Below are 22274 nucleotides of genomic sequence, written 5' to 3'. Positions count from 1 at the left end.
CCGGCCAAATGCCCGCCGGAATGACGGGGTCAGTCGCGAATCAGGTCCGCTAGTTCGCCCGGATCCTCGAGTACGACCATGGCGGCCGCCGTGTCCCCATCGTGGGTGAGCGACAGGTGAACTCGCACCCGCGGCAGGAATTCCGCTGCCAGCCCGTGCAGTTTGATGCTGGGCCGTCCCCAGGCGTCGTTCACCACCTCGATGAGCGGGTACGGGTTGTCCCCGATCTGCGGGCTGCGGGCGAAGCGAGAGCTGGCCCACGCCTTGATGACCGCCTCCTTGGCCGCCCAGCGGGTGGCGTAGCTGCGGGCCGGATCGGTGCCCTTGCTCTGGCAGTAGCGCCGTTCTCCGGCGGTGAAACTCTCCCGGAGCATGGTGGTTCCGGTGCGTTCCATTTGTTCGGCGAACTCGGAGATGGTGACCAAGTCCAGGCCGATACCCAGGATCGTCACAGTGCGGGACTCCTAGATTCCTCGTGAGGTGCAGTCGAATTGGCTGCGAACTTACCAGCGGACCTACGGCACCGTAGCCGCCGCGCATGCCCTGTTTGTCGCCGACCTGGGACGCCTGTCGACGACATGGAACGGCGGGCCCGCGCCGCAGCTCTCGTGTTTGAAAGCCGAGGCGCGAGCCCGCCGTGTCTGACCTGCCGGGGGCTAATTACCAGCAGGCCCGTCTCTCACTGGCAGGCCGGTCCCTTCGGCACCGCCACGTACACCGCGTCGGAGCTCAGGCGAGCCGAAGGCGACAGCAGCACATCGGCTTCCAGCTGCCGCGACTTCTTGGCCGGGGTCCCGTCGCCGCCGAGGCGGCGGTCGGCGGGCCGCTCGTACAGCGGGGCCCCGCCGCACATGGCCTCGACGAAGCGCTGACGGCCCGCGAGCTGACGCTCTTGCGCCTTGCGCCGGTAGGCCTCGCGCTGCTCGGCGTCGGCGATGGCCTCGATGAACGCCTGCGGGTGCACGATGGCGACCAGGCCGGACACGTGCCCGAAGCCGAGCGAGGTGACCAGACCGGCCTTGAGCGGGAAGCGATCTCCCACCTGCAAGGCCTCGCGCAGCCACACCAGGTGCGGGTACTGGGCCATCTTCTCGTCCACGCAGTCGAGGCTGCGGTTGGGCGGGATGACGCCCTGCTCGAGCACCTGGCACAGGCCGATCATCTGGAACGCCGCCGCGCCGCCCTTCGCGTGACCGGTGAGGGTCTTCTGCGAAATCACGAACAGCGGAGCGCCTTCCGAGCGACCCAGCGAGGTGGCCAGCCGCTCGTGCAGCTCGGACTCGTTGGGATCGTTGGCGGCCGTGGAGGTGTCGTGCTTGGACACGATCGCGATCTCGTCCGCGCTCACGCCCAGCTTGCCGAGTTCCTTGGCCAGCTTGGACTCCGGGCCGCCGCGACCCGCGCCCAGCGCACCCAGGCCGGGGGCCGGGATGGAGGTGTGCACCCCGTCGGCGAAGGACTGCGCGAAAGCGACGACACCCAGCACCGGCAGACCCATCTCCAGGGCGACCGAGCCGCGGGCCAGCAGCACCGTGCCGCCACCCATCGATTCGACGAAGCCGCCGCGGCGACGGTCGTTGGCGCGGGAGAAGTAGCGGTCGCTGATGCCCTTGGCGGACATGGCCGCCGAGTCGGCGGTGGCGGACATGTCGCCGAAGCCCACGATGCCCTCGATGCCGAGATCGTCGTAGCCGCCGGCGACCACCAGGTCGGCCTTGCCCAGCTTGATCTTGTCCACGCCCTCCTCGACGGAGACCGCCGCGGTCGCGCAGGCCGCGACCGGGTGGATCATGCCGCCGTAGGAGCCGACGTAGCTCTGAACCACATGGGCGAGAGCGACGTTGGGCAGCGCCTCCTGCAGGATGTCGTTGGCGTGCGGCTCACCGAGCAGGTTGTCGATGTAGAGCGAGCGCATCGACGACATGCCGCCCATACCGGTGCCCTGGGTGTTGGCGACCATGGCCGGGTGCACCCAGCTCATGAGTTCGGCGGGGCTGAAGCCGGAGCTCAGGAACGCGTCCACGGTGCAGACGATGTTCCACAGCGCCACCCGGTCGATGGAGCTCGCCATATCGGCGGAGATGCCCCACTTGGTGGGATCCCAGCCGGTGGGGATCTGACCGCCGACGGTGCGTGAGAGCTTGGCCTTGCGCGGCACGCGAATCTCGGTGCCCGCCTTGCGCGTCACCTGCCAGTCGCCGGTGCCCTCGACCGGGGTGACGACCGTCTGCTCCGGGTTGGCGGCGTAGAAGGCGCGCGCCTCGGCCTCGCTGTTGACCACGAAGCTCAGGTCCTTGTCCAGGAACACCGAGGTCAAAAGCGGTGCGGCATTGTCGATCATGGCCCCGTCGTCGCCGTAGCGGCGCACGCCGCACCGCTGGACCACGGTGTCGTGGTAGCGCTCGGCGATCTCGGATTCGTCGACGTACTCACCGGATTCGGTGTCGTACCAGCCCGGCTTGGGATCGTTCTCCCAGGTGACCAGGCCGGTGGTCCAGGCCAGCTCCAGCACGCCCGCGGCGGAGAGCTGATCGGAGACCTCCATCTCGAAGCGGGTGCGCGCCGAGCCGTAGGGTCCGAGCTCGCCCGCGCCGACGATGACGACCATGTCGTCGAGATCGGCGGTGACCGAACCCCATTCGGGGGTCGGCAGCTTGGAGCTCAGGGTCGGCGGGGCGGGCAGCGCCGCAATGGTGTTGGCCGCGTCGGCGCCTTCCGACTCCTCGGCCGCCTTGGCCTCGGCCTGCTCGCGCGCCTCGCGGGCGAGTTCGGGCAGGTCCAGCTTGGCTCCGGCGAGACCGCCGGTGAGGTCGATCTGCTGCGGTCCGGCCGCGGTCACCACGCGGGCCCGCGAGCTGCACCACTTGAGCAGTTCGTCGGCCATCTGCAGCGTGGACCAGGTGTGCACGCCCGCCTTCTCGACGGCCTCGACCAGCGGGTCGTTGCCGCCCATGAGGCCGGTGCCGCGCACCCAGCCGATGAGCGCGTGCACCAGGGTGACCCGCTCGGCCCAGGACTTCTCCGCGCGCCACTTGGCGACGATGGCGTCCAGGGCGGCCTTGGACTCGCCGTAGGCGCCGTCCCCGCCGAACATGCCGCGGTTGGGCGAACCCGGCAGCACCACATGCAGTTTCGCGTCCACATCGTGGTCGGCGCCCAGCTTGGACAGCCCGCCGATGAGGCGCTCGACCGACCACAGCAGCACGCGCATCTCCATTTCGGCGCGGGCTCCGGCGTCGGCCAGGTCACCGGCCACGCGGGGCGCGGCGAAGGGCAGCAGCAGCGTCGGGGTCATCGCGTCCTTGACGAGAACCTTCGCGCCACCGGCATTGTCGACCTGCTCGTTGCCGACCCACTCGATGAGCGCGTCGATATCGGTGTAGGAGGCCATGTTCGCCGGGACCACCCACAGGGCGGCGCCGTGGCGGGCGTTGTCGCGGTAGAGCTGCTTGTAGAAGCCCAGGCGCTCGTCGTCCAGCTTGGAGGTGGTGACCACGACCGTGGCACCGCCCGCGAGCAGTCGGCCGGTGGCCGCCGCCGCGATGGAACCCTTGCTGGCGCCGGTGATCACGGCGATGTCGGAGGACCAGACGCCGGCCTCCGCGGTGGACACGGCGGCCTCGGCGATCGCGCCGTAGACACCGGCCAGCACCGAGCGGGCCTCCTTCATGGCCCGGTTGCGCCACCAGTTGGCCTGGGCCGCAACGGCTTCCCCGGCACCGTAGTAGCCGTCCACCTCGGGCTCGGCCGGGAGGGACCCGTCGTTGCCGAACCACAGGCGGGCGAGATCCTCACGGGCACTTGCCCACCGGTCGTCGATGAGCACGGCCTTCTTCGCGTCGAAGGCGGGCGCGACGAGTCGCGGCCAGTCCGAACCCAATTCGGCCGAGACGAGATCCACCAGGGTGTCGGTGGTGGCCTCCGGCGCGGACGCCTGCTCGACGTGGCCGAGCGACTCCAGGATCACCCGGGCCGCCTGGGCGAGCACGCCGTCGCGTCCGGTGATCTGCTCGGTGAACTCGCCGAGCGCGGCCGCGTCGACGGTCGCGCCACCGCCGCCGCCACCGGCGGAGGGCATGGAGACCGCGACCCCGCGGCGCGCGGCCACCGACTGCACGGCGGCGTCGATGGCGGCGTCCACGGACGCGGCGTCCGAAAGTCCGCCGGACACCAGGCCACCCAGGTCGCCACCGCGAACCGACTGGCCCTCGCGGGTGCCGAGGGAGACCTCGGCGGTGACGTGGCTGGCCCAGCCGTCGCCCAGACCCCAGACCTTCTTCACGCGCTCGCCGATGGCGGCGGGACGCTTGCCGGAGGGGCCGAAGACCTTGCGCAGGTGATCGCCGATGGAGTCGGACAGCACCGAGCCGAACGGCTTGTAGGTGCGGGCCAGGCGGTCGACGGTGTTGGACAGCGCGCCCATGTCCGCGTCCGCGGCACCGTCGATGGCGCCGAGCGAGAGCTCCGCGCCGAGGTCGACGAGCAGCTGGTTGCGGCGCGAGGAGACGCCGTCGCACAGGCCCTCGATGGTGTCCACCGGGCCGATCTGGTCCATGCGCAGCTTGGTCCACAGCGCGATGAGCACGCGGGTGGCGTCGGCGGCGGTGAAGGCGATGTCGTCCGGGGTGGGTCCGCCGGTCGGCGCGGCCACGGGGGCCGGGGCGGCAGCGGCCGGAGCCGGTGCGGCGGTGGCGGTCTCGGCGGCGGGAGCCTCCTCGGCCTCCTCCACCGGAGCCGGATCGGTGTCGGTCGAGTAGACGATGCCGCGCTCGCGCTCGATATTGAGAACCTCGACGACCGCATTGGAGAACTGCGGCAGCTTCAGCGTGTTCGAGGCCAGGTTCGCCACGGTCGGCGTTGCGGCCAAACCGATTTCGACGAACCGCTCGACACCCACGCCACCGTGCTCGACATCGGTGAACAGCAGGTCCTGGGTCTCGATCCAGCGCACCGGGCTGGCGAACTGCCAGGCCAGCAGCTCGACCAGCACCACGCGGCACAGCTCGACTTCCTTGGCGGCCCAGTCGTCCCAGTTGGCCAGCACCTCCGCCAGGGGCTCGGACGGCACCAGATCCGCGATCTCCTGGACGAATTCGCGCTCCAGGTTGAACGGCTTGGGCACCAGGTTCGGGATGTAGCGGCCGATGAGCAGCTCGGGCTTGAGGTCCTCGGGCAGCAGATCCAGCAGCTTGGCACGGAACTCGGGCACACCGGCGCGCAGCACGGTGGAGTGGAACGGCACGTCGATGCCCGGGATGAGCACGAACGCGCGCTTGCCGCCGGTCTCGGCGCGCAGCCGCTCGATCTCGGCTTCCAGTGCCTCGCAACCCTTCACGGTGCCCGCGATGGCGTACTGCGAGCCGCGCAGGTTCAGGTTGACGACCTCGAGGAACTCGCCGGCCTGCTCGCCGATGCCCTTGACCCAGTCGATGACCTCGTCGTCGGCGATGCCGATCTGCGAGGGGCGGATGGCGCACATGCGGTAGTCGCTGCGGCCCTGGGCATCCCGGGGCACCAGCTCGTGCATGGCCGAACCGCGCTGGAACACGACCTCGAGCACCGCGTTGAGCGGCAGCACGCCCGCGGCGGCGGCCAGCGCGTTGTACTCACCGACGGAATGCCCTGCGAGCATTGCCCCTTCGATGAAGGCACCGGCCTCGCGCAGCTCCGCGACCTGGGCCACGCCGAGAGTGGCCATGGCCACCTGGGTGAACTGGGTCAGGTGCAGCACGCCCTGCGGGTGGCGGTATTCCACGCCGCGCGCCTTGAGGTAGGTCGGGTTGTCGCGCACCACGGCCAGGATGGAGAAGCCCAGCGCCTCGCGGGTGTGCTTGTCGGCGGCGTCCCAGATCTCCTTGGCGGCCTTGGAGCGAGTGCGTGCCTCCAGGCCCATCCCCTTGGCCTGAATGCCCTGCCCCGGGAAGGCGTAGACGGTCTTCGGCGGCGCGATGCGGCCGGTGGCGGTCATCACCAGGTTGCCGTCGATGCGGCAGGAGACCTCGACGATCTCCGAACCGTGGTCCACCGCAACGCGTTCCACGCGCACGTCGACCGCGGAACCCAGCCGGACCATGCCCAGGAAGCGGGTGGTCCAGGCGGTGATGGTGCGCGGCGGCACCTTGTCGCCCGAGTCGATGGCCGAGACGGCGTGCTGCGCGGCGGCCGAGAGCCACATGCCGTGCACGATCGGGGAACCCAGACCGGCCAGCTTGGCGGCGTTCTCGGAGGTGTGGATCGGGTTGAAGTCACCCGAGACCTGCGCGAACGCGCCCATGGCGCGCGGGGCGACCAGGGCCACGTCGCGACGGCGGCGACGCGGGGTGTCGGTCGCGTCGGCCGAGAGCGAACCGGCGGCGCGCGGCGGGTCGGCCAGTTCGGCGGAGCCGGTGCGGCCGCGAATGGCGAAGCGCTCGGTCAGAGTGGCGACGGTCGGCATGGACATGCCGGTCTCGGGCTTGTCGAGCATGCCCGAGATGCGCACCCGCACCTCGACGACCCGGCCCAGATCGGTGTCGAGGGTCTCGACCGACTCGGCGCGGACCGCGAGCACGCTTGCGGCGGAAGGCAGTTCGCCGTTCAGCTCGATCTGGTGATCGAGGTGGACCAGGTCGAGCATGCCCTCGATGACGCTCTGCCCGGCGGCGGTGCGGGTCGCGCCGAGGACGGCGAACACGGCGGGCCAGCACGCGCCGACCAGCACGTCGGGCACGGTGCGGCCGATGGTGGACAGCGTGTCCGGCAGGCCGGATCCGGTGACACCGGCGTGGTCGGCGATCAGGTCCGGGCTCCACGCCACATTGACGCGAGCGACCTTGACGCCGTCGACATCCTTGACCTCGGGCAGCGACTGCCCGGCCGCGACCGACAGCAGCGCCGACATGGCGGCCTCGGCGTCGTCCTCCGTAATGACCGGCGCGCCACCGTTGTACACGGAGGCCGGGACGGTGATGCGGATCTTGACGGCATCCTTGCCCAGCAGCGGGACCGCCAATTCCACATAGGCGGAATCGGTTTCGGGTCCCTCGGTGGCCGACAGCGTGGCGCCGGTGCGCGGGTGCTTGGCGCCCTTGCCGTTCATCTCCCACTCGTCCAGGTTGCCCAGGCGGTGGATGGGGTTGACGGTGGTGCGTCCGGCCCACTGCACATCCGGTGCGGCCAAGACGATGTCGAGCAGGCCATTGGCGACCTCGGCGCGGCGGCGGCCGTCCACGGCGGCCGGGACGACGCCCGCGCGCACCAGGGCGAAGGCGGTGTTCTGCTCGAAGCGGTCGAGCAGTTCACCGACCGGCTCGTCCACGCGGGTGATGCCCGCGACGGCGACGGTGCCGGGGATGATGCACACCTGGTCGGCGCTGTAGCGCGGATCGTGGGCCTGCCACAGGGAATCCGAACGCCACCAGCGGCGCACGTCCTGGTCGACGACCGGGACGAAGTTGACCGGCTTGCCGGGGGTCTTGCACAGGCTCACGAAGAACGGGACGTCCGCGGGGTGCAGCACGGTCTCGGCCGCGGCCGGGTACTGCTCCTTCAGCGTGCAGATGGCCTGTACCGGAGCCTCGAAGGCGTCGTCGCTGGCGAAAAGCGTTGCGATCTCGCCGCGGTCGGCCGGGTTGAGGCGGGATTCGGTGCGGCGCACCATTTCCGCGAACCGGTCGCGCCAGGTGATGTCCAGCCACACCGAGCGGGTGGCGTCGGCGATGGCGTCGGAGAAGTCGGCGCCGCAGTCGAAGTCCTTGCGGCGGTCCAGGCCCACGGCCAGCTCGACGTAGCGCTCCAGCCACTCCAGGTAGGTCATGGTGGCGACGTCACCGAAGTAGGGCTTGGCGGTGACATTGAGGGCCTCGATGATCTCCGCGCGGCGCGCTGCCACGGCCTCGGCGTCACCGGCGACCTCGTCCAGCAGGCGGCCGGTGCGGGAGGCGGCGTTGTCGATCTCGTGGATGTCCGCGCCCAATTGCGAACGGCCGGAAGCCATTCCGCCCGAGGCGGTGCCCGCGCCGACCCAGTCGGGGGTGCCGGGGGTGTCGACCAGCAGCTGCTTGACCTCGGGGGCGGTGGTGGCCTCGAGGGTCGCCATGGCGGCGGTGCCGACCAGCACGCCGTCCAGCGGCATGGCCGGATAGCCGTGCTGGATCGACCATTCGCCGGTCAGGTACTCGGTGGCGCGCTCGGGCGTGCCGATGCCGCCGCCGACGCAGACGATCACATTGTCGCGCCCACGCAGCTCGGCGTAGGTCTCGAGCAGCAGGTCGTCGAGGTCCTCCCAGGAGTGGTGGCCACCGGCCTTGCCGCCCTCGATGTGCATGATGACCGGGTAGCCGGGGACCGAGTCGGCGATGCGCAGCACGGCGCGGATCTGCGCGACGGTGCCGGGCTTGAACGCCACGTGGGTGATGCCGACCTCGGTCAGCTCCTCGATGAGCCCCACGGCCTCTTCGAGTTCCGGGATACCGGCGGTGACGATGACACCGTCCAGCGGGGCGCCCGCGGTGCGGGCCTTCTGCACGAGGCGCTTGCCGCCCAGCTGCAGCTTCCACAGGTACGGGTCCAGGAACAGCGAGTTGAACTGCACCGCGCGACCGGGCTGCAGCAGGCTCTTCAGCTCCTCGACGCGGTCGGCGAAGATCTGCTCGGTGACCTGGCCGCCACCGGCCAGCTCGGCCCAGTGGCCCGCATTGGCCGCTGCCGCAACGATTTTCGCGTCGACCGTGGTGGGGGTCATGCCCGCCAACAGGATCGGGGAGCGGCCGGTCAGCTTGGTGAACGCCGTCTCGACCACGATGCGGCCGTTGGGCAGGCGAATCGGCTTGGGCGCGAACTCACTCCAGGCCGGGGCGACCTCGGGGGCCGCGCCGGGGGTGAACAGGCTGCGCTGGCCCGGGCGGGTGGAGGCGGCGAGCACGCCGACGCCGGTGCCCTTGAGCGAGCCGGAGGTGAGGCGGGACAGCAGATCACCGGGACCCAGGTCCAGAATCCACTGCACGCCTTCGGCGACGGTGTCGTCGACGATGGAGACCCAGTCGATCGGATCGACCAGGACTTCCTGGGTGAGGGCGGCGGCCAGCTCGGCGTCCAGACCGCACTGCTGGGCCCAGCCCTCGACCAGGTCGACGGTCTCGGCGAGCGCCGGGTGGTGGAAGGCCACCTCGACCGGGATGTCCTCGAAGACCGGGGCGAACACGGAACCGCCGCGCTTCTTGGCGTCGCGCTCGCGGGCCTGCTCGGCATTGATCTCGGCGGCACGCTGGCGCACGCGGTCCAGCTGGGCGACCGGGCCGCTCAGCACCGCGCGGCGGCGGCCGTTGCGAATGGAGAGGACGGCGGCCTTCTCGGGCGCGACCCCGGCCATGACCTCGTCGATGACGGCCTGCAGCGCCTCGGGATCGACATTGGAGACGGCGACCATCGGGGACTTCTCCCCCACCGGCAGCAGACCGCGACGGCGGGCGACCAGTCCGGCGGCGGCACCGATCAATTGGGCCACCGCGAGCAGTTCGGCATCGCGGTGCCCGTGCGCCTCGGCGGCGGTGGCGGCGATGCGGCCCTGCGAGTGACCGATGACGGCGGCGGGGGCGTGCGCGACGATGTCGAGGCCCTGCAGGCGCAGCGCGCGCAGCGCGGCGACCTGGGTCAGGAACACACCGGGCATCGAGACGGCGGCGGAGCGCAACACCTGCGCTGACGGCGCTCCCGACACCTCCCCCAGCTCCGGATCGGCGATCTCTTCTTCCAGCATCCACGCGATCGGATCGAAACCGACCGGACGGACTACGAGCAGCTGCGACGCGACCGGCTCCAGCTTGGCGGCCGCCTCGTTGACCAGTGCGGTGAGCTCCGGCTCGAGCGCCGAATCGCGCCCGATCTCCTCGAGTTCACTGAGCCACTGCGCGCCCTGTCCACCGAATGCGAGAGCGTACGGCGCGCCCCCCAGCAACCGGTCCAACAGTGACGACCTGACCCCACTCTCCCGTGACTTCCCCGCCGCCCTGGCCTTCGATCCGGTCCCGGTGCTCTCGTTGATCGTCAAGACAATCGACTTCCTTCTCCTGGCGGCCCCCATCAACAGGACTGGGCCGCGCTCACGGTGCGCAGGTATCCCCTCGGCCCGCAGGCCCTGGTAGACGCCGAGGATGGCACAAAATCATGAGGATCTCCTCATGTTTGGTTTCCGCCAGGGTCACTACCGGCCGGTATTTCCGTACGTCCGTACCAGAATGCCTCGAAACATGACTCTCCCTCATGTTTGAACCCGCTGGTGAGGTCAGTTACACCCGTGAAGGAAATATGAGGCCCCCTCACATTGCCGTTTATCAAATCGTTATAATCCCAGCTAGGGTTACCGACCAGTACGCCACACCTCCCCGGTGCTTCGCGATCCCCGTTAGACCCGGTAAAGTTTGGACGGTCGTACCATCAGCGCGAGTGGCGAAATTGGCATACGCGCCAGATTTAGGTTCTGGTGTCCTCGGACGTGCGGGTTCAAGTCCCGCCTCGCGCACAACACGATCGGCATCCGATCACCCGATTCCGACACCCTCGAATCCCCTGGTGTCGGTACTCGTTTCAGATCAGAGCAACCATCCGGCGACCCGAGCCGAGCAGCGGATCGGCGAGCAGATCGGGGTCGTGGGCGAGGATGCGTTGCTCGAGCGTCCGCAGTATGGGGCCGGGTTCGACGCCGATGTCGGCGACGAGCGCGGCACGGGCTCGGCGCAGGGCGGCCAGGGCGTCGGCCTGTCGACCGCATCGGTAGAGGCCGTGCGCCAAGAGTTCCCAGCGGCGCTCGCGGTAGGGCATGTCCACCACGGCCTCGTGGAGAGCCGCGACGGCGGTCGAGGTGTCGCCATCGGCCAGTCGCGCCGCCTGCCACTCTTCGACCGCGACGTCGCGCAGCTCGCACATGCGCGCACGGGTGCCGGACAATTCCACCGCGGCACCGAGGTCCTGCCACGGGTCCCCCCGCCACAGGGCGACCGCCTCCGCGAAAGCGGCTACGGCACTGCCGGTTTCCCCGTTGCCGAGGTGCCGCTCACCGCGGGCGACCAGATCGGCCAGCAGACCGTGGTCGGTCATCGCGACCGGCAGGGTGAACGCGTATCCGGATCTGCTGCGTTCGAGGTATCTCCTGCCGTCGGGGCCGAGCCCGGCCCGCAGTCGCCAGATGATCACGCGTAGCGCTTGAACGACATTGCCGCGGCGGCCATCACCCCACACCCGCTCGATCAATTCGTCGTCGGGGACGGCATTGCCGAGACCGGTGGACAGGACCGCCAGCACCCGCCGCGACAGCGGCCCGCCCAAGTCCGCGGCAGTCCCGTCGATCTCCACTTCGATCGGCCCCAGCACCCGGCACAGCACGGCCGGAGCCGTCCGCGCATTCGATCGCGGTCCGATCGCTCCTCGACGCACGCCGGGCGTCACGGCAATCGGGCAGCGGCTGCCCTGGCGAGGGAGGTGAGAGTGTCGTCGGAGATCGGGTGCTGGGAGTAGCCGGTGACACGGAAGACCGAGTCGCCGACCAGCACATCGATGATGGAGGCGGCGGTCTCGAGGATCGCGCCGTCACCCACGTCGACCTGCCGCTCGTTTTGCGCGAGCGGCTCGTGCCGGTGCATCGCGTTCGCGAATGCGGTGGCCAGGCTGGGGCTGAAGTAGGACAGGCTGAGGCCGGGGATACCGGTGGTGTCGCCGGGCAGATTCCAGTCGCACTTCTTCTGGCCGACGGCGCCGGTGCTCGGCGCCGCGGTGGCATCGGCGCCGAGGGCCTGGGCGATCTCGGCCGAAGTCAGCAGTGAGCAAGGGTCTTTGGTGAATCCCGTGGTGGCCTTCGCGGCCACGGTGGTGGCCTGTGCGGCCACCGAGGTTCCCGGCGTCGCGGACGAAGTCTCCCCGCCGCATCCGGTCAGCGTCAGCAACGTCAGCGTCGCGATCGATACGGTCGATGACACCGACGACATCCTGACATTCGGCATTTGTTCGCCCCTTCCTAACCGCGCTACACCGAAGGACGCTGCTGACCGTTGCAGCCAGGCGTTTCAAGGCCATTACAGGGGTAGCCCGCCAGCCAGGAAGCCCTGCCGAGCCCCACGCGCGGAAGCATCAGAACCGGCCGCCCACGAGTTCGCGGGTACCGGCGACCAGCAGGTGCGGGTCATGGGTGAGGATGCGGTGTTCCAGGTCGCGGAGGGCCGGCCCGGGCTCGATGCCGATCTCGCGGACGAACAGTTCCCGGGCTCGGCGTAGTTCGGTCAGGGCGTGTACCTGTCGTCCGCAGCGGTACAGCGCCAATGCCAGTAGTTCCCAACGGCGTTCGCGATAGGGTCCGGCGGCGAGCGCGGTGCGCAGCGCGGCCAGGGGCGCGATGGTGTCGCCGTCGGCGAGGCACGCCGCGATTCGTTCCTCGACCGCGGCGTCGTACAGGTCCAGCAGGCCCTGTCGCGCGGCCGTCATCTCGATCGAGTCGCCCAGGTCTGCCCACGGCTGTCCGTGCCATAGGTCCAGCGCCGCATCGAATGTCGCGACCGCCTCGGCCGCACGACCGAGACGCGACAGCGCGAGTCCCCGAGCGACGCGATCGCGGAAGAGTTCGATATCGGTCGCGCCCGCCTCGAGCACCAGGGTGTAGCCGAATTCGCTGCGCCGCAGTGGATTCCGGGCGTCACGGCCGAGCGCGGTGCGCAGCCGGCAGGCGACCACACGCAGCGTCTCGATCACGCGCCCCGGCGGCGCGTCCCAGATCTGTTGCACCAGTGCGCCATCGGAGACCTGGTGTCCGTCGGCGGCGAGCAGGGCGGTGAGCATGCGGCGCGGCACCGGTCCGCCGATATGCACCGCGGTGTCGCCGAGTTCGACCCGGGTCGGTCCCAATGCGCGGAAGAACAGTGTGGTTGAGCCCTCCATTGTCATGGTTCGATGGTCGGGATCCGCGCCCGGATTCGCGTCGGCGCGACTACTCAGTCTCGGTACTCATTCGCGGCGATCGACGACGAACCACGCCGCGATCTGTGCTCTGCCCGTGAATCCCAGCTTGACCAGAATGTGCTGGACGTGATTTTCGGCGGTGCGCTCGGCGATGTGCAGGGCCGCGGCGATCTGGCGATTGGTCAGCCCCCGCGAAACCAGTTCGGCGATCTCGCGTTCGCGTGGGGTCAATGGTCCCGGTGCGTGGTCGGCCAGCGACTCGGCCAGCTCCTGGCACCGCTCGTGCAGCGGCACCATGCCGAGCGCGGCCGCGGCAGCGGCGGTCGCGGCCGCCAGCGCCTGCGCCTGCTCCCGATCGCCCGCGCGCCCGCGCCGGGCCAGGACGCGGGCGAGTTCGAATTCGGCCTCGAGCGCGGCGGGCGGCAATCCGGCCGACCGATTCACCTCGATCGCCGCGCGCAGATGCCGGATCGCGGTGTCGAATCGGCCCTGGGTCGCCGCGGCGCGCCCCAGGGGTAGGTGCACACTGCCGCGCACGGCGGTGATGCCCGCGCCATTGCAGGCGAACAGTTCGGCGTGCGGCTCGAGCCTGCGATAGATCTCCGCCGCCATCTCGCGGTCGTCGAATTCCCTTGCCAGCTCGGCGGTATCGGCGAGCACCGCCAGCCGGACGAAGACCGGCAGCGAGTCGAAGGGCAGCAGGGTCCGGTAGAGCCGCTCGGCCTCGGCGCGGCGGCCGATGCCCAGCACCATGGCCGCGCCGAACGCGCGCAGCGGCGGGAACGCCGCGGCCGCGCCCGCGCAGTACTCGTCCGCGCGATCGCGGCCGCGCCCGGTCGGGACATCGGCGAGGGAGACGAAGCCCAACGAGGGGCTGACCGCGCCGATGTGCGACGCCGAGCGAGCCAGCGCCAGCGCCCGCTCCCCCAGCTCGCGCGCCTGCTCGAACCGTCCCCGCCCCAGCGCCAGGGCGGCGCTGCTGCGGGTCAGGTGCCAACGCGCCAACGGTGAGCGCAGCCGCTCGGCGCAGCGGCCGACGGCGATCAATTCGGCGTCCGCGTGATCGATGCGGCCCGACTGGACCAGTGCGTCGAAGCGCCAGAGGTGCCCCCAGAAGACGACGTAGTCGTCATCGTCCTCGCGTCCGAGGGCGATCATGCGGTCGCCGAGGGTCAGGCGCTCGGTCACGCCGTCGGGTCCGCCGCGGGTGATCTGCCTGGCCCGCAACGCCTCTCGCAGGGCGGTGCGATCGCCGGTTCGCTCGGCCATGGCCAGTGCCAGCGCCGACCGTGCCTCCGCCTCCTCGGGGGCACGGTAGGCGAGCTGGATCGCCCAGTGCGCGAGCAGGCGTGCCCGCAGCGGGCTGTCACCGTCCGGGAGGAGTTCGAAGGCCTCCTCGTACAGGGGTTTTCGCGGCTGGATCCAGTTGTCGGTGATGCCTTCGAGGGCCAGCGCCGCCTCGGCGATCCCGGCCCCGTCGTGGACGGCGCGCGCGAGTTCCGCTGCGGCCAGCACCGATTCGCGCGCGCCGTCGATATCGTTGCCGCGCGCCTGGGCCTTCGCCTTGCCGATCAGCATGCGGGACCGGTCGAGTTCGCCGAACCCGGCGTCGGCGGAGACCTCGGCCGCGCGCCCGTACAGTCGAGCCGCCTCCTCCCAGGCAAGCTGGGTCAGTGCGCGCTCGGCCGCCCGCTCGGCCCAGGTCGCGGCGGCGGCCGGGTCGCCCACGGGCAGGGCGGCGAGCAGGTGGAAGGCGATCTCCGCGACCCGGTCGGCCGCGTCGACGCGGTGGGCGAGGTATTCGGCCATGCGCCTGTGCAATTCGAGCCGCCGCGCGGTGGGCGTCTCCACCCGCGCGGTCTCGCGCACCAGGTCGTGTTCGAATTCGCCTGTGCTGGACAGGATCGCGGCGGCGGCGGCCTCGTCGAGCGCGGCCAGCACGGTCGGCATGGGATGGCCGCTGAGCGCGGCCAGTGCACCGGTGCCCGCACCCGAGCCGACCGTGGCCGCGGCGGTGACGATATCGCGGCAGGGCGGGGTGAGGCGATCGAGTCTGCTGCGCACCGCGTCGCGAATCCGTTCCGGCAGTGCGGCATTCACGTCGTCGGAGAGCACCCGGGCCAGCTCGGTGACGAAGAACGGGTTGCCGCGGGTCCGGCGGCACACGTCCGCGGCGGCACCGCCGGCGCCGAGCAACTCGGTCAGCAGGGTGTCGACCTCGGACTCGGTGAGTCCGCCGAGGCGCAGACCGGTCACACCCGGCTCGTCGGCGAGCGTCGACAGCGTTCTGCGCAGCGGTTCGTTGCCGACGACCTCGGTGTCGCGGTAGGTGGCGACGACCAGGATCGGCATCCGGGCGATGTCGCGCGCCAGATACGTGAGGTACGCCTGCGAGCCCGGGTCGAGCCACTGCACATCGTCGAGCACGATCACCAGCCCGGTGGGCGTCGCGGCCCGGCTCAGATAGTCGGTGACCGACTCGAACAGCGCGTATCGCTCCGCCGAAGAGGAACTCGGCGCGACGAGCAGCTGTTCGGCGCCGTCGTGCCAGGATTTCAGGATCTCGCGCAGTGGCCAGTAGGGCGGGCTGCCCTCGTCGTCGAGCCCGCGTCCGCGGACCGCACGTAGGCCCCGGCGCCGCGCCCGCTCGGCGAGCAGGTCCGCGAGCCGGGTCTTGCCCACACCGGGTTCGCCCGCGATCAGCACCATGCGGCCCGCGCCCGCGACGACGCTGTCCAGGGCTTCGACCAGGATGGCCAGCTCCCGAATCCGCCCGACGAAGGGTGTGGTGCTGTGCCCGAAGGCCGACGCGCTCTGCCGCGTGATGGTCGCCCTCCCTCGCCGGAGTCCCCGCGGCCGGGGACGTGTGGTCGGCGGCCGGGGACATTGAAACGTCACTGCAAGGCCATTCTCGCAAACTGACCGGAAACGCGTCGGCTCCGAGAATCCGGGCGGGCGCGCCCCGGCGGAGAGGAAGAGTGGGTCATGTCCGTTGCGGAGTCGGAAGTGGATGTCCTGATCGTCGGCGGCGGCCCGGTCGGGCTGACGGCCCGTGCCCTGCTGGAGCGCTGGGGGGTGCGGACGCTGCTGGTCGAGAAGCACCGCGCGCTGTCGCCGTTTCCGCGCTCGCGGCTGGTGAACGTGCGCACCATGGAGATTTTCCGCCAGCTCGGGCTGGCCGAGGCGGTGACGGCGGCCGCGTTCGCGCCCGAATTCGGGCGGGTGCGATTTCGAGATACGTTGCGCAGCGGTGATTTCGCGAGCGCGGCGATGATCGGGCTGAATGCCCCGATCCCGGACAGCCCGGTGCTGGGCGTGGTCAGCTCACAGGATCGACTCGAGCCGGTGCTGCTCGGCGCGGCCGACGCGCCGGTGGCCTTCGGCGTCGAGCTGATCGATCTGGCCGCGGAACCCGCGGGGGTGTGGACGGAGCTGGTCGACCATCGCCGGGGCACCCGGTCTCGGGTGCGCGCCCACTACGTGCTCGCCGCCGACGGCGCGAATTCCACTGTCCGACAACGGCTGGGCATCCCCGCCGCCGGTCCCGGCGCGATCGGAGACAGCACGACGGTGGTGTTCGACGCCGACCTGAACGAGTGGCGGGCCGAGCAGCCCGCGGGGGTCTACATGACCACGCGCGGCAGTTTCACCCCGCTGTATCCGGAGGGCGGCTGGGCCTGGATCGGGACCGTCGCCGAGGAACACGCCCCGGCCGACTGGCACGCGATCGTCGCCGCGGCCATCGGGCCCGGTCGCCCCGTCGAGGTCGATGTGCTGCGGGTGCAGCACTGGACGGTCAACGCCTTTGTCGCCGAGCGCTTTCACGACGGCCGCGTGCTGCTGGCCGGCGATGCCGCGCACGCGGTACCGCCCGCCGGCGGGCTCGGGATGAACGCGGGTATCGGCGATGTGCACAACCTGTGCTGGAAGCTGGCGGGCGTGCTGTCGGGGTGGGCGGATGCGAGTCTGTTGGAAACCTATGCGGTGGAACGGCTTCCGGTGGCGCATCGCACACTCGACCAGGCGGTGGCGAACTCCCGGCTGATGCGGCGGACCCAACAACTGCGCCAGGAGGTGTCGCCGCCTGCCGCGACCACCTCGCCGGAGATGGAATTGCCTTGGTCGGAGCAGTATTTCGCGCAGCTCGGCCTGGTGCTCGGTGTTGTCTACCGCTCGGCGGCGGTGCTGGCCCACGGCGAGTCCGACCCGCCGGAGCCCGGTACCGACTACCGGCCCACGCCCGAGCCGGGGCATCGCATGCCGCACCTGTGGCTGAGCGCGAATCGCTCCACCCTCGACGCGGTCGGTGAGCACTTCACCGTCTTCACCGCCGATCCGGCGCTGTGGCGACGACAGCGCGTCGGCTTCTGCCCGCTGCGCGTCGAAGCCCTCACCGGTGAGCAGGCCGAGCTGTTCCGCCTCGATCGCGAGGGTGCGCTGCTGGTCCGCCCCGACGATCATATCGCCGCGGTCTGGACCGAACGTCCATCCCGTCCCGACGCCCTCGGCGACGCGCTCGCGGCCATCGCCGGCACCGCGGAGGCCGAGCCGTCCCGTCGGAGCGGGTCACGGTAGTCGACGACGTCCAGCGCGGCGAAGGCCTTCTACGAGGGCTGCGCCCCCTTCGCGCAGCCCTCGCGGCGGGATCCCCGCCCCCTCGTGCGAGGCGGGGGCTGGAAAATCAGATCACGCGGAGATCACGGCGGTAAAGACGGCGAGGGCACGCTGGTCAGAGGTACCTCTGGCCGGTGGTTCATTGGAAATGCGGCGGGATACCCACTCCGACATGGGGTTCCGGTGGCCGGGGCACACTCTGATTCGGGTCGTCGCGCTCGCCGGAGAGTATTCTGCAGCCGTGAAAGCTGGCTACACCACAGTGGGGGAAGTCGAGGTCGAGCGGTTATTGGCTCCGAACCTCGCCGACTTCGTTCGAACCCATCGCACGGCTCCGCGATACCCGGATCATCCCCGCGGGTTGAGCCGTCCGGCGTTGGCCGGTCTGTGTGATGTCAGCGCGAGCTATATCGCGCAGATCGAGCAGCGCGAGAAGACCGCGCCGAGTCCCGAGGTGGTGGACGCGATCGCCCGCGCGCTGCGGCTGACGCCCGCCGAGCGGCAGCACATGCACAATCTCGCGGCGCCCAAGACTCCGGGACCGCGCACGCACACCCCGATGTCGGTCGCCCGGATGCGTGAACTGATCTCCGACGATCTGCGCGCGGCGGGCGACGGGTTGATCCCGCACCTGTCGGGATATGTCGACGAGCGCTGGAATGTGTTGTGGGCCAATGAGGCCTACGATCGCGCGTTTCCCCGGCTGTCGGACGTGGAGAACATTCTCGTCTGGTTCTTCCTGGTCCCGGAGTCGCGGCAGGTGATGATCGAATGGGAGGACGAGGCCAGGCTCACCGTGAACTGGTTCCGGTGGCACATGGGCAGGTACCAGAACCCGCAGTGGGCCCTGGACCTGCTCGATCGGCTCAGCTCGTGTGAGACCTTCCGGACGATGTATCTGGCCGAGCGCGTCGACTTCGAACGCCATCAACCCCTGATGCACCTGCGGGAGCCGGTGACCCGCGAGCCCTACAGCGTACGGGTCCGGATCACCGATGTGCCGAGTGTGGACGCGCCGTTTCAGTGGTTCATCGGCATGCGCGAATCCTTCAGCGGGCCGGCGAGTTCACCAGCCGACTGAGGAATCCGCCGATCGCGTCGTTGACCGGCTCGGGGTCGGTCCAGTTGGCGGCGTGGCCGCTGCCGGTGATCGTGGTCACCGGACCGGACCCGGGCAGTCCGGCGGCCAGGGCGGCGGACTTTTCGGCGGTGCTGGAGCCGTCGAATTCACCGCGCAGCACGAGGGCGGGACAGGTGATCTCGTCCAATCGGTCGAGCAGCGACTCTCGTTCGATCAGGCAGTTGGCGGCCTGGGTGATGGCCGAGCGGTCGCTGGCCGCCCATTTGGCGCGCCACGGCGCCTGGTCGGCCGCGGTGCCGCCGATCAGGTTCGGGGCCAGGCCGTCGGCCAGATTCGCCAGGGGCACTTCGGGATTGGTCCACGCGTCGAACAGTTGGCGGTACTCGGCCCGCTGCTCCTCGGGCGAGTCACCGGCCTCGGTGTCGAGCAGGATCAGTCCCTGCACGCGCTCGGGCGCGAGCAGGGCGGTGCGCAGAATCGTGTAGCCGCCCTGCGACATTCCGCCCAGGATGGCGCGATCCACGCCCGCCGCGTCCATGACGGCCAACAGGTCGCGCGCCGAATCCCAGTAGGTGAAGGGCCGATCCGGCTCGGCGACGGTGCCGCCGTGCCCGCGGGCGTCCCAGCACAGCACCCGGAACCCCGCGGCTTCCAGATATTCCACCTGCGGCGCGAACATCGACAGGTCCATGAAGAATCCATGACTCAACACGACGACCGAGCTGCTGTGGCCGCCGGAGTCGGTGTAGAAGACGCGAGCCCCATCGGTACTGACGTACGGCATTGCCGTAGCCTAACCGCGCCCTCGGCCCGCTGTCGCGGCCCGGGCACACTCTGTGCAGAGGTGGGTTCCCTCCGACAGCCTGGCGAAATCCGCGACAGCGCAGGTCAGCTCGGAAATACGTCAGCTCAGAAATACCAGGGGTAGGGCTTCCAATCCGGTTCGCGTTTCTCGAGGAACGCATCCCGGCCCTCGACCGCCTCATCGGTCATGTACGCCAGGCGCGTGGCCTCCCCAGCGAACAACTGCTGACCGACCAAACCATCGTCTTGGAGGTTGAACGCGTACTTCAACATCCGAATCGCCTGCGGCGACTTCCCCAAAATATCGGCCGTCCACTCCAACGCCACCTCCTCGAGCCGCTCGTGATCGACCACGGCGTTGACCGCGCCCATCTGATGCATCTCCTCGGCGGTATAGGGCCGACCCAGGAAGAAGATCTCACGCGCGAACTTCTGCCCCACCATCTTCGCCAAATACGCACTGCCATACCCGGCGTCGAAGCTGCCCACATCGGCATCGGTCTGCTTGAACCGCGCATGCTCCCGCGACGCCAGAGTCAGATCACAGGTCACATGCAAACTGTGCCCACCACCGGCCGCCCACCCATTCACCAACGCGATGACCACCTTGGGCATGAACCGGATCAACCGCTGCACCTCGAGAATGTGCAGACGACCCGCCCGCGCCACATCGACGGTGTCGGCGGTCTCACCGGAGGCGTACTGGTAGCCGCTGCGGCCGCGGATGCGTTGATCCCCACCCGAACAAAACGCCCACCCACCATCCTTCGGGCTGGGGCCGTTGCCGGTCAGCAGCACCGCACCGACATCGGAGGTCATGCGCGCATGATCGAGGGCCCGATACAGCTCGTCGACGGTGTGCGGGCGAAACGCATTACGCACCTCGGGGCGATCGAAGGCGATCCGCACCGTGCCCTGCTCGATGTGCCGGTGATACGTAATGTCGGTCAAATTCTCGAAACCCGGAACGGGCCGCCACAAACTCGCATTGAAGGTCACCGCCCCACCCTAGACAGGCGCGCCCGCCGCGAGATCCACGACCCCTCAGTGAACTCCGGTGGCTACTGACCGAAATACGTTGCGATACATCAACTCTCGTCGGGTTCCAGCCGATCCCATTCCGGATGGATCCAGTGCGGATGCTTGGCCGCGAGATGCTCGTCGATCGCTGCCTCGACCAGCTCCCGCCAGTCCGGATTGGTGTGGGTGGTGTTCTCGTCGCGGTACCACCGGCAACCCGGCGTCGGGCACCGGAATCGATAGGTGCCGAGGTTGTCGATGCGGCCACCCAGGCTCACGGGGCGCTTACGACTCGCACCAGTGTCAGGACGACCGCCGATAGCTGAAAGTTCGTCTCCCACTCCAGTACTCAATCACAGCCGGACCGGCAATCGGCACTTACGAACCGCGCGGTTCGTGTGCTGGGCCACGCGCGGAACGCTTTTCACTCGGGGGTGTCGACGCAGACGCGGGCCGGGGGCATGGCCTGGCCGGTTCGCTGCCGCATTGCTTCGAGCGGGAGGGGGACGCGGCTGGCGGCCAGGACCTGATTGCCGTTGTAGTCGGCGAAGACATCGCCGTCGAGCAGCGCCCGGTGCGGGAAGAGCGCGCGGATGGCGTCCAGGTTGTGGCGGGCGCCGACCAGGTTCAACAGGTAGACGCCCGCGGGTCGCAGGACGCGGGCGACCTCGGTGGTGAAGGCGGCACCGGTGATGCCCCGGGCCAGGCGCAGTCCCTCGTAAGCGTCGGCGATCACCAGGTCCGCGGAAGCCGGTGGGAGCGAGCCGATTTCGGTCAGGCCGTCGCCGAGGCGCAGTTCGAGGCCCGGGACCGATCGCAATCCCAGGTGCTCGTCCACGAATTCGGCCAAGGCCTCGTCCGCCTCGATGACCAGATGCCGGGAGCCGGGCCGCACCGCCGAGAGATAGCGCGGGAAGGTCGCGCCGCCACCGCCGACGTGCACAGCGTCCAACGGGGCGTCGGAAGGTTCCAGGGCGTCGACCACGTAGCCGAGGTAGCGGACGTATTCGAGTTCGAGGAAGGTCGGGTCGTCCAGGTCGACATAGGACTGGGCGATGCCATTGACGGTCAGCAGCCAACCGCCCGGCCGCTCGGCGTCGGCCCGCAACTCGGCGGTGCCGAACCGCACCCGACGGCTCGCGGGTACCTCCAGCCAGTTGCTCATTCGTCCATGATCGCAGGCCCGCGGGGACGCCCTGGCCACCGTGCCGGACGACGACTGATTGGACGACCGATTCACGGTGCCGACATGATGGCTAGCGTGAGCGGGTTACGCCGACGCGCTCAGCCCGCGCGAGATCCTCGGAGAGGGACAGTGAATACCCGCGACGCCCACGCCACCGCGACCGTCTTCCAGTCGTCGAAGCCGCGCACCCTGCTGCACGCATTCGGAGCCTTCCTCTTCGTGCAGTTCGGCGTGAAGCTGTTCGAGACCGGGGAGGCCAGTGCGATGGTGGTCGGCCTGCTCGCGGTGTGCTTCTTCCTGACCTACCTCGCCGTCACCGTGCTGCACCTGGTGCGCCGCTCGCCCGAATTGACCATCACCGCCACGGGCATCACCCACCACAGTCGCGGTTCACTCGAGTGGGCCGAGATCGACCGCATTCGCTTCCAGCAGATCGGCTGGCAGGGCTTCCTCGAGGTGCTGCTGCACGATCCGGACGCTTACCTGACGCGCGGGTCCCTCGTCAAAAGGGTATTGGGACAAGCCAACCGGGGTATCGGCCTGAGCCCCGTGACCATCTCGGCCCATACCGTCCCGGTCTCGCTGCAGGACCTCGCCGACGCCATGCGCCGCCACCATCCGAGCCTCGTCATCGAGTCGTAGCGGCTA

The 22274-nt window shown here is 69.8% G+C and carries 13 protein-coding genes and 1 tRNA gene; 4 read left to right on the top strand and 10 right to left on the bottom strand.

Annotated features, from left to right (window positions below; all coding sequences use genetic code 11):
- Positions 1 to 29: 29 nt before the first annotated feature.
- On the bottom strand, positions 30 to 452 hold the full coding sequence (acpS, locus tag VMT65_RS28325) for a holo-ACP synthase AcpS (RefSeq protein ID WP_326311540.1): 423 nt from the start codon (positions 450 to 452) through the stop codon (positions 30 to 32).
- Between the two features lie 227 nt (positions 453 to 679).
- Positions 680 to 10027 (bottom strand): polyketide synthase, encoded by a 9348-nt coding sequence (locus tag VMT65_RS28320; protein WP_326311539.1) that lies wholly within the window; start codon positions 10025 to 10027, stop codon positions 680 to 682.
- A gap of 389 nt (positions 10028 to 10416) precedes the next feature.
- Here VMT65_RS28320 and VMT65_RS28315 point away from each other — a divergent pair.
- Positions 10417 to 10498 (top strand) — tRNA-Leu (locus VMT65_RS28315).
- A gap of 65 nt (positions 10499 to 10563) precedes the next feature.
- Here VMT65_RS28315 and VMT65_RS28310 read toward each other — a convergent pair.
- The 4 genes from VMT65_RS28310 to VMT65_RS28295 form a co-directional block, all read right to left on the bottom strand.
- A complete protein-coding gene (locus VMT65_RS28310) occupies positions 10564 to 11409 on the bottom strand; it encodes an AfsR/SARP family transcriptional regulator (protein WP_326311538.1) in 846 nt (281 codons plus the stop codon).
- Between the two features lie 8 nt (positions 11410 to 11417).
- On the bottom strand, positions 11418 to 11948 hold the full coding sequence (locus VMT65_RS28305; RefSeq protein ID WP_326311537.1) for a DUF3558 family protein: 531 nt from the start codon (positions 11946 to 11948) through the stop codon (positions 11418 to 11420).
- 151 nt (positions 11949 to 12099) lie between these two features.
- Positions 12100 to 12906 (bottom strand): AfsR/SARP family transcriptional regulator, encoded by an 807-nt coding sequence (locus VMT65_RS28300; protein WP_326311536.1) that lies wholly within the window; start codon positions 12904 to 12906, stop codon positions 12100 to 12102.
- 60 nt (positions 12907 to 12966) lie between these two features.
- A complete protein-coding gene (locus VMT65_RS28295) occupies positions 12967 to 15819 on the bottom strand; it encodes an ATP-binding protein (RefSeq protein WP_326311535.1) in 2853 nt (950 codons plus the stop codon).
- Positions 15820 to 15906: 87 nt separating this feature from the next.
- Here VMT65_RS28295 and VMT65_RS28290 point away from each other — a divergent pair, with 87 nt between their 5' ends.
- Positions 15907 to 17496, top strand: a complete 1590-nt coding sequence (locus VMT65_RS28290; RefSeq protein WP_326311534.1) for an FAD-dependent monooxygenase — start codon at positions 15907 to 15909, stop codon at positions 17494 to 17496.
- Positions 17497 to 17776: 280 nt separating this feature from the next.
- Positions 17777 to 18616 (top strand): MmyB family transcriptional regulator, encoded by an 840-nt coding sequence (locus tag VMT65_RS28285; RefSeq protein WP_326311533.1) that lies wholly within the window; start codon positions 17777 to 17779, stop codon positions 18614 to 18616.
- Here VMT65_RS28285 and VMT65_RS28280 read toward each other — a convergent pair.
- The 4 genes from VMT65_RS28280 to VMT65_RS28265 form a co-directional block, all read right to left on the bottom strand.
- Entirely contained in the window at positions 18585 to 19400 is an 816-nt protein-coding gene (locus tag VMT65_RS28280) for an alpha/beta fold hydrolase (RefSeq protein WP_326311532.1), read from the bottom strand. The genes VMT65_RS28285 and VMT65_RS28280 overlap by 32 nt on opposite strands.
- Before the next feature lie 125 nt (positions 19401 to 19525).
- Positions 19526 to 20419, bottom strand: coding sequence for a 1,4-dihydroxy-2-naphthoyl-CoA synthase (locus VMT65_RS28275; RefSeq protein WP_326311531.1), 894 nt, complete (start codon positions 20417 to 20419; stop codon positions 19526 to 19528).
- A gap of 89 nt (positions 20420 to 20508) precedes the next feature.
- Entirely contained in the window at positions 20509 to 20718 is a 210-nt protein-coding gene (locus tag VMT65_RS28270) for a hypothetical protein (protein ID WP_326311530.1), read from the bottom strand.
- A gap of 146 nt (positions 20719 to 20864) precedes the next feature.
- The gene (locus tag VMT65_RS28265; protein WP_326311529.1) at positions 20865 to 21605 is read right to left on the bottom strand and encodes a spermidine synthase; all 741 of its coding nucleotides are present in this window, start codon (positions 21603 to 21605) and stop codon (positions 20865 to 20867) included.
- Between the two features lie 150 nt (positions 21606 to 21755).
- Here VMT65_RS28265 and VMT65_RS28260 point away from each other — a divergent pair, with 150 nt between their 5' ends.
- Positions 21756 to 22268, top strand: a complete 513-nt coding sequence (locus VMT65_RS28260; protein ID WP_326311528.1) for an STM3941 family protein — start codon at positions 21756 to 21758, stop codon at positions 22266 to 22268.
- The last annotated feature ends 6 nt before the right edge of the window (positions 22269 to 22274 follow it).

It is taken from the genome of Nocardia sp. CDC153 (genome assembly GCF_035818515.1).
GTDB lineage: Bacteria > Actinomycetota > Actinomycetes > Mycobacteriales > Mycobacteriaceae > Nocardia.
Note: the sequence above shows the minus strand (reverse complement) of the source record. Positions and strands in the feature narration are given on the sequence as shown.